Origin of the sequence: Microcoleus sp. D3_18_C4, assembly GCF_036702355.1 — a bacterium.
GTDB lineage: Bacteria > Cyanobacteriota > Cyanobacteriia > Cyanobacteriales > Microcoleaceae > Microcoleus.
Window position 1 is genome coordinate 31,363 of the sequence record NZ_JAUBTF010000056.1, and the last position, 14,140, is coordinate 45,502.

The 14,140-nt window shown below is 47.3% G+C and carries 9 protein-coding genes, 1 pseudogene and 1 CRISPR repeat array; of the genes and pseudogenes, 4 read left to right on the forward strand and 6 right to left on the reverse strand.

Annotated elements, in window-relative coordinates; genetic code table 11:
* Entirely contained in the window at positions 1–2,898 is a 2,898-nt protein-coding gene (locus QUA90_RS23480; protein WP_333448046.1) for a two-partner secretion domain-containing protein, read from the reverse strand.
* Between the two features lie 255 nt (positions 2,899–3,153).
* Here QUA90_RS23480 and QUA90_RS23485 point away from each other — a divergent pair, with 255 nt between their 5' ends.
* From QUA90_RS23485 to QUA90_RS23500, 4 genes and pseudogenes are all read left to right on the forward strand, one after another.
* Positions 3,154–3,381: a hypothetical protein gene (locus QUA90_RS23485; protein ID WP_333389005.1), complete on the forward strand. Its 228-nt coding sequence runs from the start codon at positions 3,154–3,156 to the stop codon at positions 3,379–3,381.
* Positions 3,381–3,797, forward strand: a complete 417-nt coding sequence (locus QUA90_RS23490; protein ID WP_333218637.1) for a PIN domain-containing protein — start codon at positions 3,381–3,383, stop codon at positions 3,795–3,797. Before QUA90_RS23485 ends, QUA90_RS23490 begins: the two co-directional genes overlap by 1 nt.
* A 107-nt stretch (positions 3,798–3,904) precedes the next feature.
* Positions 3,905–4,136: pseudogene (locus QUA90_RS23495) on the forward strand (DUF433 domain-containing protein).
* 46 nt (positions 4,137–4,182) lie between these two features.
* Complete coding sequence (locus QUA90_RS23500; RefSeq protein ID WP_333200967.1) at positions 4,183–4,626, forward strand: hypothetical protein; 444 nt, start codon at positions 4,183–4,185, stop codon at positions 4,624–4,626.
* Between the two features lie 107 nt (positions 4,627–4,733).
* On the opposite strand, the gene QUA90_RS23505 is transcribed toward QUA90_RS23500, so the two are convergent.
* The 5 genes from QUA90_RS23505 to QUA90_RS23525 form a co-directional block, all read right to left on the reverse strand.
* Complete coding sequence (locus QUA90_RS23505; protein WP_333389006.1) at positions 4,734–4,967, reverse strand: hypothetical protein; 234 nt, start codon at positions 4,965–4,967, stop codon at positions 4,734–4,736.
* A 13-nt stretch (positions 4,968–4,980) separates the two neighbouring features.
* Positions 4,981–7,146, reverse strand: coding sequence for a ShlB/FhaC/HecB family hemolysin secretion/activation protein (locus QUA90_RS23510; RefSeq protein ID WP_333448048.1), 2,166 nt, complete (start codon positions 7,144–7,146; stop codon positions 4,981–4,983).
* Positions 7,147–7,780: 634 nt separating this feature from the next.
* Positions 7,781–8,788 carry a protochlorophyllide reductase gene (locus QUA90_RS23515; RefSeq protein WP_333038163.1) on the reverse strand — a complete coding sequence of 336 codons (1,008 nt, stop codon included), beginning with the start codon at positions 8,786–8,788 and terminating at the stop codon, positions 7,781–7,783.
* A 391-nt stretch (positions 8,789–9,179) separates the two neighbouring features.
* Positions 9,180–10,298, reverse strand: coding sequence for an alkene reductase (locus QUA90_RS23520; protein ID WP_333448050.1), 1,119 nt, complete (start codon positions 10,296–10,298; stop codon positions 9,180–9,182).
* 124 nt (positions 10,299–10,422) lie between these two features.
* Entirely contained in the window at positions 10,423–10,575 is a 153-nt protein-coding gene (locus tag QUA90_RS23525; protein ID WP_445242833.1) for a transposase, read from the reverse strand.
* Between the two features lie 110 nt (positions 10,576–10,685).
* Positions 10,686–14,054: direct repeats of the CRISPR family, unit length 37 nt; unit sequence GTTTCAATCCCTGATAGGGTTTTAGGTTGTTTCCGGC.
* The last annotated feature ends 86 nt before the right edge of the window (positions 14,055–14,140 follow it).

Sequence of the window (14,140 nt, forward strand, 5' to 3'; positions counted from 1 at the left end):
CTATCGAGGTACGCAAACACTCGTCGAATTCGGACTGCGAAAAGATGCACCACCACCAGAATTATAGGCTACCAGCGTTACTTGTCCTCGATCGTCCATTACCCAACCTTGAGCGGGCATAATTTCTGTTGGTCGAACTTCTATGGATGCTCTTTGACCTTCTATGTGCTGACTTTCACCTACCGCTGGTTCCACCCACGGCAACGGTTCTTCTGCGCTGCTGAGAACCTCGTGAGGGCTTGGTGGCAATCCCCCCCGCCCCGTCACAGTAAACTCGTTCTCGGCCCCTTGGATGCAGGGATTTGCAGCAATTAACGCAGCCGGATTGACCACATTTTGCGGCAGTTCCACTAAACCTTGAACGGGATTCACCCCAACAGAACTAAATGTTACCGCCCCTTGCAAAGCCGCGCCGCCACTTTGGGAAATCGCGGCGATGTCGCTGCTAGGAATGAGAGAAGTAGGACTTACTTGCAACGCTGCAAATTCGGCGTCACTGATCCCCAACCTGTTTCTGACTTGTTCGCGACTCGCTGCTGTAAAGCCAAAAACATTGGGGACATTGATATTGACGCGGCCGCCGCCTGCTGTGCGGGCGTTGGCTGTAATGTCGCTGTTTTCTTGCGGGAGGGCGAGAAGAATGTTGCTGTTGATGTTGATATTGCCGCCGTCAGAAGTGCCTGCATCCGTGGTAATTCGGCTGTTGCGGCGCAATTGGATATCTCGTGCTTGCAGGTTAATATTTGCTCCAGTACCGGATACAGTCGTGCCGTCAATCATCGCTTTGTTATCAAGAGCGATCGAATTTGCGACAACATTAATATTACCAGCGCGTCCGGTTCCCGTAGCCTGCACTGTCACTGTAGCTCCATCTCTGACAATTAGTCGATCGGCATTCAGATTCAACGAACCCGCATTTGCCGTAGCATTGGGATTAGTACCAAATATCTTGCCCACCGAAGCATCAATTGTACTGATAAACAGACCATTATTTCCGCTGCCGCTGACCTCAATGCGATCGGCATTAACAGTAATATTCCCCCCATCTCCCACCCCCAAAGAGCTCGTAGAAACTACCGCCCCATCCCGCACGGTTAGGCTTGGCGTATCAATGCGAATCTCCCCGCCCGGACTAGAGCTCAAAGTTCCAGAACTCAGCGCACTAGCACTCTGAATTCCGCTGGTCAAAAGTTGAGAAATACCTGAAATTTCTACTGATTCAGTCGCCCTAACTGTTAAATTTCCAGCAGGCCCCCCATCCTGAGAAAACAAAAACCTGCCAATTAACACACCCGTTCCTACTGTAAACGCAGAACCTCCAGAGAGAGTCAACCGCTTGGTATCGACGTTAATATTCCCCGCCCTGCCGTTAGAGCCGATACTCAGGGTGCTAATTCCGGTTGACACAACTGTTGTCGGACCGGTGTTAGACAATTCTACTGATTCAGCAGCTTTAATGTTGATATTCCCCGACGGGCCGCTGCTGTAGCTTGTGCTACCCAGAATAGAACCGTCGCGCATAATTAATTTCCCCACATCAACACTAATACTTCCTCCCGCACCGCTACTTTCTTTAGCTGTCCCGTTGTTAATTCCAGAACCCACCATCTCAAAAGTATTGGCGCGAATGATTAAATTTCCCCCATTACCACCGCCAAAAGTGATACCGCTACCTACTACCCCATTGTTGAAGAGCAGGCGGCCGGTGTCGATCGTAATATTCCCCCCCCAACCAGCACCAGCACTAGCATTAAACAGCATCATTAGCGGGTCAAAAGGGTCTGTAGTTCCCGATACCAAATATTTAATTGCAACCTGTTGATAGCCCTCAACTCCCAGCCCGATCATTTCTACTGAATCAGCAGCGCGGAAGTTGATATTGCCTCCTGCACCATCTCCTAGAGTCAAAGTAGAAAATTGCGTGCCATTTTCCACCCGCAACTTTTGAGCGCTGATATCGATACCTCTACCATCAATATTTCCCAGTGTCAGCGCATAAATTCGCGCATTGCTGAGGGCGACATTTCCACCTGTTAACTCTATGCGGCCGCCACCAATTCCGCTGGTGTTGATAAGTGTTCCATCGGATATTTGAATATTGCCGAAGTTTTGAATATTGTCATAATTTAAAGTTAAATTTCCATTTTCCCCCGCTGTCAGTGCAAAATTAACTAAACCGGGACTCGTTGCGCTACCGAGTAAAATTTGTCCGCCGCTGGCGGTTAAATTGCCGCCTTGAAGTTGGATATCGCCGCCAATCAGTGCTAAAGTTTGACCGGGTTCTACTGCTAAACCAACTCGATCGCTAATCGGAATTTGCACAGCAGAGGCTGGCAGGTTTACCTTTCCTACAGCCGTCGATTGATTGGCAATTGCACCGGGATTGTCTCTAAATCTTAAACCAACGGGAATATTAACGGTTAACAGCGGGGATGTTTGCGGGTTGGTGCTGGTGAATTCAAAGCCGTTATTAAACACAATACTGTCAGCCGTTGAACCGATAAACGAACCGCGCAAATCTAACCGCGCATTCGGGCCGAATATAATTCCTTTCGGATTAATTAAAAATAAATTACCGTTGCCTAAAACTCCCAGAGTTCCTAAAATATTTGAGGGGTTGCCGCCCGTAACGCGGGTGAAGATGTTGGCAATTCCGCTGGGATTTTCAAAATAAGCTCCCCGCCCTTCACGGATGTTAAATTCGCGCCAACTGTGAAATAGGTTAACACCGCGAGTTGCGCCGCCAGTGATTCTATCTGAGGGTAAGTTGTTGATAGTATCGGTCTCGGTCCGCGAACTTTCCGGACCCAGGGTATTATCGGGAATGATTTGGGCGAAGGTTTTCGAGGGAAATAGCAATAAGAAAACAAACAGTAGGCCGGAAGACAGGCGAGACATACCTTAAATCCTGTTATATAAATAATATCGTTTCCGGTTCCATCAGAATTATATATTTGGATTATATCAGTGCGATCGCCCCAGTGTTCGATCGACTCTCTTTCACCCCTAAAGTGGACTTTTCCCAAATCTAATAAAGATAGCTTTTTTCAGTGTGACGGCTGAGGAAATCTGTTTCTGTTTAAATATGTGTGTAGAATATGCGTCCGATCATTCATACTAGATGGTAGACACCTTCAATCTTAGGAGCCGTCTATGTTACTACAAGAAGTCAAGGAGCTGGTCTTCAAACTGCCACCGAGCGATCGCCTTGCGTTAGTGGGCGCCATCATTGAGTCCTTACAAGATCAGCCAGTTGCCAGTGGCGATCGTTCTGGTGCGATTCAGCGGATGCGAGGCTTGCTAAAGACAGACCAACCCGCACCGACAGATGAGGACGTGGCTGCAATGTTGGAAGCGCGACGGGTGGAGAAGTATCTTTAGTGAGAGTTTTAATTGATACCAACATTGTCCTAGATTTTCTGTTGCAGCGAGAGCCATTTTTTCAAGATGCGGAGTTGTTGTTTCAAGCGATCGATGCTGGGCAACTAATCGGTTATGTTACAGCGACAACACTCACGGATATTTTCTACATTTCTCGCAAACATACTCGCAGCGTTGAGCAAGCACGGCAAGCGGTTTTAGAAACGCTGACTGCTATGGTCATTTGTCCTATTGATCGAGCCGTTTTGGAATCAGCTTTCAACTCTGGTTTGGTGGATTTTGAAGATGCTGTTCAAATTTTTGGTGCAGTTGCTCAAGGGTTAGATGCGATTCTGACCCGCGATAATAAAGGTTTCTTGAGTTCGCCTATACCTGTTTTATCCATTCAAGAGTTGTTGCAGCAGTTAGGGACGTAGAATAAGGGTTAAATCGTATTAAAAACAAGATTGACAACCTTGCGAGCTCCGCAGCCACAGGCTAAGATTTTGCAAAGGTCGAGAACACGATCGCGATAATTCTAACTATGAACTACCGAAATCACATCACGATCGAACCAAATAAACGCGGTGGTAAGCCTTGTGTACGCGACTTGCGAATTACGGTTTATGAAGTGCTTGAGTACCTAGCTTCCGAGATGACCGAAGCAGAAATTCAAGGGTGATTTTCCCGATATGACGCGAGAAGATTTAAAAGCCTGCATAGCTTATGCTGCTGACCGCGAGCGTCGGTTTATGACTGCTCCATTATCCGCATGAAATTACTTTTATAAGTTAGCCGTCAATTTTAATCTTTGGACTATTCATGAAAATCTTAACGAAATCTATTCTCTTCCTTGTGCTATTTACCAATCCGGTGCTAGCTAACGAGCTAAACAAAGCTGAAAAAGTGTTTGCTAACTATCAATCGCTTGAGCGCGCATTTGATCCAGCCGTAGCAGATCTTTACTGCGACACAGCACTGATTCGCAATGTGCGGACTTACCCAGGTGGGAGGCAGCGAACCCTGGAGTTTCCAGCACCGAAATATAAAGACCTAATTCGTGCAGTCATGCCCGTTGCAAAGGCCCGTGGTGACTATAGCACCTACTCTAAAATTGTTTATTCACTTGAAGGCAAGAGTGTACGCATTACTGCTACACGCTACTCTGTTCTGAAAAATTACTCAAGCACAATTTCGCTGCTAGTTGGAAAATGTAACAACGGTCAAACCGGAGTGCTTGAAGAAATTAGCCAGTCGCGGCCTTGACGGCTAACAATTCGTTCAAGCCGACCCCGCAGCGCGGTCGCTTAACTCAGGCGTTATCTGGTAAACACTGCCTGACCTTGGAGATGATTCGGAAGCTCTATCGAGTGTCAAATCAAAGCCCCTAACGCTTTCAATGTCGCTTTTTGAGAATTCGTCAATTCCGCCCGGCCTCGAATATTCATGCCTTCATACAGCCGATCGCCCATCAACGTCCTAATACAACATCCTGTCAGGATATCCCACAGTTTAATCGTGCGATCGAGGCCGCCACTTAATAAAATTTGACCGTCAGCGCTAAAGATGAAAGTGTTGGGCGAAGCGAAGCGTTCGATCGCACTCAACCCAACTTAAAATTTAGAAAGCAAAGTAATTAATCCGAAAGTATAAGCCTTTTTCCTGCAAAGTTCGATCGCCCGATCGAGCATTTATCAAAGGAATACCGTAGTCGAGACGCACATTCAATCGATCGCCCATCTGCCAAACCAGCCCCAAACCTGCACCCAGCAGTTTGTCGGAGTCAGGGTTCGGCTTTTCTCCTGAATGGTTCCACCCTACCCCAAAATCGATAAACGGAGCGACTTGCAACAATCCCTTAACTGCCGGGACACGCCAAACCGGGATTCGCACTTCTGCAGAGGCGATCGCACCGCTATCAGTTAACAGCAAATCTTGGCGGTATCCGCGCACGCTTTGAACGCCACCGATCCCAATTTGTTCGAGGGAAAGCAGGGGGCGATCGGCTAATTGAATATCAGAACGCACAATCAGCAAGGTTTCTGGCGCTAACAGCCGCACGTATTGGGCTTGGCCGCGCCACGCCAGAAAGCGGCTGTCAGGCCCGCTATCGTTCGCAGTAGCGCCAAACAGATTAGTACCGAGGGAGAATTGCGATCGCGCCGCGAACACTTGGCTGGAACTCCGCTGCACGTATTCTTGAAAAAACCGCACAGCCGAAACCCGGGTTTCGCCGCGATCGTTTGCTCCCGCCGAAAGCGCAAATCGTTCCCCCGACAGGAATGTATCGCTTTCTTGCCGCGAAAAACTCAGTCCCAAAGCCAAAGTGCGATCGGGCTTTTCGACAATCGGCTGGCGGTAAGTTAACTCGTAAGTCCGCGATTTCCCTTCGATTTGGGCAGCATCAAACGGTTCCTCGATGATGTTGGTGCTAGCAGCACTCGCAGCGAACGCAATCGTGCCGTTGCGCGCGTTGACGGGGACTGTGTAGCTGCCGTTGAATTCGTTGCTGCCGTCGGTGTTAGCATAAGATACCTCTAATCCATCGCCCAAACCGAGTAAATTTGCTTGATTGATGCGAACACCGCGCCGAAAACTGCCGACGCTGGGCGATCGATTGTTGTCTGCGAACACTTCAGCGCTAAAGCTGTCTGCTTCTTTGACGCGCACTTCTAAGCGGCTGTTTTCCGGGCGGCTTCCGGCTTGCAATTCGGCGGAAATATTGCCAATTAAGGGGTCGAGTTGCAGCAGTTGCAAGGCTTCCAGCAACCGATCGCGGTTGAGGGGCCGTCTGGTAGCGCGCTCAAGGCGCGATCGCACGTAATTTGAATTTAAGCGCCTGTTTCCAGTAATCACAATTTCATCTAACCCGCCTTCTACAATCCGAATTTTCACCACACCTCCGTCTCTCGGAAAGGTTTGGTTGGCGAGAATTACAGCGCCGGAATTGATGTATCCTGCCGCTACATATTTTTGAGTGACTGCTGCTTCGGCTGCGATCAGTTCGGCAAAGGTGATTTCGCGGCCCGCAAACTGTTGCGTAACTTCTGCGAGTTCGCGATCGCTAAAAGCCGTGTTGCCCTCAAACTCAAAGCCAGCGACCTTAATTGTACCCGGAATCCCCGGTCTAATTTCGCTTTCAACGGGTGTTGGCTGGGTGGGTTGGAGGGGAGACGGCGCAGGCGGTTGCGGCGGCTCAGGAGCTGGCAATTCGGGTTCTCGCGGCAAAATTGGGTTGGGCAGTTGGGCCAGATGCGAGGCTCGATCGATACCCAAATCAATTTTTTGTCGGTCAATATTTTCTTCTAGCTTTTGATCTGAGTTAAAAAGCTCGGTTTCTTGAGTTATTGTGCTGAAAGTGCGATCGGTCTGAGATGTTGCACCATTGTCAATAAGCCTTTTACTGGCGGGCAGGATGCCCACCCCACAATCAAACTCACTCGTTGTGGAACAGGCATCTTGCCTGTTCTTGAGAATGGTGTAAGATGTCACATCCACTGAATTTGCCGAGGAAGGTGGAAAGTCGGGAGTTTCCGCCGCCACCGAGTGTTCTGACTCTGTGGGTAACTGCGTTTCCTCGTCTTTTACCGGCAAGTCTTCGCGTTTGTCAAAAGTGGTTTCGTTAGGGGCTAAAGCTCGATCGCCTCTGCTGCTAACTGCGGCCAAATCCTCAACATTTGAGGTCAAAATTTGAACGGTGCTAGCGGATGTTTTCGCGGGTTTTGCCAACAAAACTAACCCAAAAAGGCCAGCGAATAAAAATAGTTTTTGCGAGCGACAAGCCATAGAATCTAATTATCTCGAATAATTGGGTGAAAATATTTTCCGCAATAGAGCACCCTCAAGTAAAAATCAATCTTAACAGCAAAAAAACGAAACAGCCGTCGCAGCTAACAGTTTCGGCGACGCTACAAACCAAAAGGTCGATCGACGGCTGTTCATTTCCCAAGACTTACGCACCAACCTGGTTCTTATCCGAAAAAATATCGTGTCAGTCGATGGTAAACGGTAAAAAAAACCAAATTTTTTTTGTTGCAAAACCTACGCTTTCATGCTAAGGCAGCCACCAGAACATTCCTGCACGCCAGGGTAAACCAGAAACCGGGTTGTGTCCGAAAAGACGCGCTACAACTGAGATATGGCACCCTTCTCAATAATCTTTTTATGAACAGGCAAGATGCCTGTTCCACAAGAGATGAATTTTCTTGTGAAACAGGCATCTTGCCTGTTCTTAATAATAGTGCAAGATGTGAGTTACAGCCTGCAGAGCCACTAAAAAACCCGGTTTCTTGGATTTTGGTGCATCATACCAAATCCGACTTTAATACCCCCTTTATTATTGAGTCCGCGTCTACCCACCTCCTGTGCGTAGACGCCGTTTCAACTGCCAAGCCCGATAAAGGGGATTTGTAACTTTGAATTATGCAGACCGGCCCGCACTAGCCGCAGCACCCATTTGGGCCCCGTCAGTCAATCCCACCAACTTAGCGCTCAACTCCCACATCCGCTCGCCTTTTTCATCATCGCGGGCCTGGGGAGAAACCTTTTGCACAAAAGACTTACCATCTTTTTTCTGGCGATTTCCCCAACTCCAATAAGCCCCAGATTGCTTGTATTCTGGATCAGCAACCACCATCGCCAGCCTTTCGCCCGCCAACTCCTGGGACACATAACCGCCGGTGATATTCTTCTGAAACAGCGGGAACAGCTTCTGAAACAAAGGATAGTGGTTGCGGAACAGCGGCGTATCCGCGACGCATCCCGGATACAGCGAAGTGAAAGTAATCCCCGTGGATTCGTGAAAGCGGCGGTGCAATTCCCGCATCGTCAGCACATTGCAAACTTTGCTATCTTTGTAAGCCTTGACCGGTTCAAACTTCTTGCCGTCAACCATCGAAATCGGGTCTTTGAAACCCGCTTCAAAACCTTCAAATTTGCCTAAATCCGGGCGCGGCGGAATCTTCCCACCCAACTCATCTGGATTGTGAGTCACAGTTCCCAAAATCACGATTCTGGCATCGGAATAATAGGAAGGCTTCATATTTTCCATCATCAGGTTACACAGCAGGAAATGACCCAAGTGATTGGTAGTCATCGTCAACTCGTAACCCTCCGGGCTCCGCAGCGGTTCCTTAATCAAAGGCATATAAATGGCCGCGTTACACACCAAAGCGTCCAGAGGCCTGCCGCTGGCCTTAAATGCGCGAGCAAACCGGCGCACGCTCTCCAAATCGCCCAAGTCAATCTCCATGATGGAGAAACTGCCTTCAGGTATGCCCAACTCGCGGGCGGCGTCTCCGGCTTTTCGCACGTCCCGACAGGCCATGACTACGTGCCATCCCTTGTCTGCGAGAGCTTTCGCGCCGTACAAACCGACGCCGGAGGAAGCGCCGGTAATGATAACCGTTGATTTGTGATTTTGTGCCATCTTGTTAAAAGCGCTTCCGCTATTGATTTTTTTCAGGCACTCAAACGCTGAGCTAGCAGCTTGGATGTTTGGAAGTACCCTATGGTTATTAGGATATGGGGAAACGTTCTCGATCTCAACTGGGAGCCTCTCACTTTTGCAGCCAAGCCCAAAAGTGGAGGCAGGAGGCACGAGGCAGGAGGCACGAGGCACGAGGCACGAGGCACGAGGCAGAAGAAGTGTTTTTACAAATAGGAGATGCTTGCTCTCAACGGCCGATGAAAATTAAATATGGCTCCAACTCCGACTTTTATTTTGAGAAACTAACCATAAATCTTTTAGGGGCGGGTTCACCATTATCTATGATGCACATACTCGGTATTTATTGATAAACCCGCCCCAACCAACTAAACTAAGAAATAGTGGCCGATTCCTGATATCTAGGGAAATCGATATAACCTTCAGGCCCAAAAGAATACCAGACGCCCATTTCAGCAGGCGGATTGAGCGGCCAACCATTAGTAAAACGCTCTACCAAGTCAGGATTGCTGATAAAATCCCGACCAAAAGCTATTAAATCCGCAAGTTTGCTGCTCAGGGCCGTTTCAGCCTGTTCTTGAGTATATCCGCAGTTGCCGACGAGCACACCTGTAAACACATCGCGAAACTCTCCTATCATCATCGGCGTGCCTAATTCGTGAAAGCCAAATGCCAGACCGTCCACCAAGTGAAGGTAAGCTAAACTATAGGCATTTAACTGCTCCGCGAAATACAGAAAATCTGCCCGATATTCGGGAGAACCCATATCATTGTAAATACCATTGGGAGAAAGTCTCACCCCTACTCTGTTGGCCGGAAATACTGTGATAATCGCCTCTACAATTTCTTTAAGAAAACGGTAACGGTTTTCAACTGAGCCACCATAGGAATCAGTGCGGTGATTGGTTTTGGTTTGTAGGAATGTGTCAATGAGATAGCCGTTTGCCGCGTGAATTTCTACACCGTCAAAACCTGCCATTTTTGCCCGTTCCGCCGCCTTGCGATAATCTTCTACAACCAGGGAGATTTCATCGGTTTCTAGAGCGCGGGGAGTTTCGTACGGCTGTTTGCCCACAGGGGTATGAATGTCTTCTCCGTTTATTTTGATGGCAGAGGCTGCAACTGGCAATTGATTGTTTTCATGAAAACTGCTGTGGGAAGCTCGTCCGCAGTGCCAAAGCTGCATGAAAATCGGCGTTTCGCGGGCATGAACCGCACTCACAACTTGTTTCCAAGCTTCGCCTTGTTCGTCTGAATAAATACCGGGCGTATTGAGCCAACCATTAGCTTGAGTAGAAACCACGGTGGCTTCTGTAATGATTAAACCAGCAGAGGCTCGTTGAGTGTAATACTCTGTCATCAAGGCGTTGGGTATCCGCGCTTCACCGGCTCTGGCCCTCGTTAGGGGTGCCATGACTACCCGATTTTTTAAGGGTAAATCTCCGATTTTGAAGGGACTGAGTAGGAGTGGAGAAGTTGTTTGATTGGTCATAATTTTGAGGTTGTCTCAACTGAAGAATCTGGGAAATTACATATAGCAACGGCCGGTGTTATGCTCCCAGGCGCAAGACATCCAAGGGTCGCCAAAATGTAAGCAATCAAACTCATCAAGCTGTTTACGAATTTGACTTTTTAGCCAAGGCTCTTCTTTGTTCAATTTTGTTAAACTCTGGAGAGTATGGCGGTAAATATAATAGTCTACACCCTGCTGTTTGAATCAATTCCTGAATCCGACCACTTTTATCAAATGTGAGATTATCCATCACCACTACCTGTGTTGTGACAAGTGTGGGAAGTAAACTTGTTTCCGGCTCAGAAGGAGTCAGGAGAAGAATACCCTCTTTTCTCCTGTCTCCTCCTCTGCTGAATACTTCCGAAAGTTTCAATCCCTGATAGGGTTTTAAGTTGTTTCCGGCTCGTCTGTACAGTATTTGCTAGACAAGCTAACATGGGTTTCAATCCCTGATAGGGTTTTAGGTTGTTTCCGGCGCCATCTGTTGCCACCTTCCGTTTCGTCTACCCAGTTTCAATCCCTGATAGGGTTTTAGGTTGTTTCCGGCCTGAATAAGCAGAATCAGCAGCATCTCGGATTTGTTTCAATCCCTGATAGGGTTTTAGGTTGTTTCCGGCTTAAGTTTAATTCTGTGGTTAATTGTTACGTTTTGAGTTTCAATCCCTGATAGGGTTTTAGGTTGTTTCCGGCCAAGTTGTTAACGTGGAGCAAATTCCTGTTTTTGGTTTCAATCCCTGATAGGGTTTTAGGTTGTTTCCGGCTTTTTTTGCTACTTTCTTGCCTAATTCTGGATGTTTCAATCCCTGATAGGGTTTTAGGTTGTTTCCGGCTTGTAGCAGGGAATTACAACTGAAACTTTTGGAGAATTGTTTCAATCCCTGATAGGGTTTTAGGTTGTTTCCGGCGTGACTGGCTACACTCGCCAGCTAAATCACATTGGTTTCAATCCCTGATAGGGTTTTAGGTTGTTTCCGGCATTTTGGTAAATAACGCTGCTAGTACATCTTTGGTGTTGAATGTTTCAATCCCTGATAGGGTTTTAGGTTGTTTCCGGCAAAAAGACCGTATTATGTTGCTTGAGCATAATTTATGTTTCAATCCCTGATAGGGTTTTAGGTTGTTTCCGGCGCGGTGAGATTGCATCGGCGCTTGTGGCGGCCATGTTTCAATCCCTGATAGGGTTTTAGGTTGTTTCCGGCGTGTCAAATCGAAGTTTATCAAGATGATACTGTGTCGTTTCAATCCCTGATAGGGTTTTAGGTTGTTTCCGGCCCAAAAAACAAGAGCAAGCTAGTAAGTTAACTACGTTTCAATCCCTGATAGGGTTTTAGGTTGTTTCCGGCTCTAACACATCTCGCATCAAGTGACGAGTAGTAATGGTTTCAATCCCTGATAGGGTTTTAGGTTGTTTCCGGCTCGATATATCAGGGTGTTATGGTGAAGGTCAAAGAGTTTCAATCCCTGATAGGGTTTTAGGTTGTTTCCGGCATCGGTTCTTTCAGGTTTGAGCCAAGCGCCACCAATAGTTTCAATCCCTGATAGGGTTTTAGGTTGTTTCCGGCGTTAAAGCACAGCAATACGTTGCCGATCCTACTGTTTCAATCCCTGATAGGGTTTTAGGTTGTTTCCGGCGCTTGTATCGGCTGTTGTGCGCTCCTTATAAAGGTTTCAATCCCTGATAGGGTTTTAGGTTGTTTCCGGCCGAAGCTACTCGCGGCACAGTCCTCAAGGTTTAAGTTTCAATCCCTGATAGGGTTTTAGGTTGTTTCCGGCTATAGACTTGACTTGACAAATTATGACAACAAAAGTTTCAATCCCTGATAGGGTTTTAGGTTGTTTCCGGCCAGCAAGGGCTGATAACTTTTCAAAGTAAAGTTCAGGGTTTCAATCCCTGATAGGGTTTTAGGTTGTTTCCGGCCCCTGCAAATTCCTCTGGTGGGCAAACTTATTATAGGTTTCAATCCCTGATAGGGTTTTAGGTTGTTTCCGGCTGTAGATTTTGCAAACCCGTAGGGTTTCCAAGCAAATGTTTCAATCCCTGATAGGGTTTTAGGTTGTTTCCGGCCAGCGCGGTTTTCTGCCTTTTCTAAGCCGACCCCTGTTTCAATCCCTGATAGGGTTTTAGGTTGTTTCCGGCTGGATTTTGGGCGATACTTACAGCGCTGCATTAGCAGTTTCAATCCCTGATAGGGTTTTAGGTTGTTTCCGGCTCGACAGTATACGAAGGCAAGCTGTCAATCTCTAAAGTTTCAATCCCTGATAGGGTTTTAGGTTGTTTCCGGCCTAAGTCCTTCCAAGCGCTTGTGTCAGCACCTAAGAGTTTCAATCCCTGATAGGGTTTTAGGTTGTTTCCGGCTTGTCAACTACTGCAACCGCACGTTACACGACCCCGTTTCAATCCCTGATAGGGTTTTAGGTTGTTTCCGGCAAATCCGGGTTTTCTATTATAATATAGTATAAGGTTTCAATCCCTGATAGGGTTTTAGGTTGTTTCCGGCAAGCATTACACAGATTAAAAATATGTCAGCAATTAGGTTTCAATCCCTGATAGGGTTTTAGGTTGTTTCCGGCCTGGAGCCGTTTTCAGGGTAGGGGTATAACTTGGTATGTTTCAATCCCTGATAGGGTTTTAGGTTGTTTCCGGCCCGAATCCGTAACTGGGCAAATCAAGGAAAACTTCGTTTCAATCCCTGATAGGGTTTTAGGTTGTTTCCGGCTAGAGGCTTAATCCAAACAATACCGCCACCTCTAGGTTTCAATCCCTGATAGGGTTTTAGGTTGTTTCCGGCATACCAAAGGTGCAACTTCTGCAATTAGAATTCTAAGTTTCAATCCCTGATAGGGTTTTAGGTTGTTTCCGGCACAAATCCCGATCAATATACAAGTGGGCTAAAGAGTGTTTCAATCCCTGATAGGGTTTTAGGTTGTTTCCGGCAATTTGAGCACGTTCGTAGGTCAGGCTCAAGAGGTTTCAATCCCTGATAGGGTTTTAGGTTGTTTCCGGCCGAATACCTATCAAATATTGCCGTGGTAAGCTCATGTTTCAATCCCTGATAGGGTTTTAGGTTGTTTCCGGCATTTTCACTTAAGGCTGCGTCGGTAATTTTGCGCCGGTTTCAATCCCTGATAGGGTTTTAGGTTGTTTCCGGCTCGTTGATTTCTGCTGCGCTTTGTTGTGTAGTGTTTGTTTCAATCCCTGATAGGGTTTTAGGTTGTTTCCGGCGATCAAAGGCGAACGCCATTTTGCCGACTGTTTCAGTAGTTTCAATCCCTGATAGGGTTTTAGGTTGTTTCCGGCATTTTTTCGGTCACAGTCGATCGATTCCGGTGCTAAAATGTTTCAATCCCTGATAGGGTTTTAGGTTGTTTCCGGCCGCCAAAGTTTAACGCGCTTGCACCCGCTACAAGTTTCAATCCCTGATAGGGTTTTAGGTTGTTTCCGGCGGATAAGCAGGCGGCAAGATTTGCGCTGCAAGGTACAGTTTCAATCCCTGATAGGGTTTTAGGTTGTTTCCGGCAGAAACGCGCATCAAAATGTCAGCAGCGGGTAAGCGTTTCAATCCCTGATAGGGTTTTAGGTTGTTTCCGGCGCGCCGGGATATCTCTGAGCTAAAGTTAAAACCATGTTTCAATCCCTGATAGGGTTTTAGGTTGTTTCCGGCAGCGGCAATAACTTGGTAATTCATCTTTTAGCCGTCGTTTCAATCCCTGATAGGGTTTTAGGTTGTTTCCGGCACGCTCGAAGATAAGCTGTTGCACATTTAAACTGTGATACAAGCATTACCCTTATTTTTAATTTTGCGACCCCATTTAATTATTAA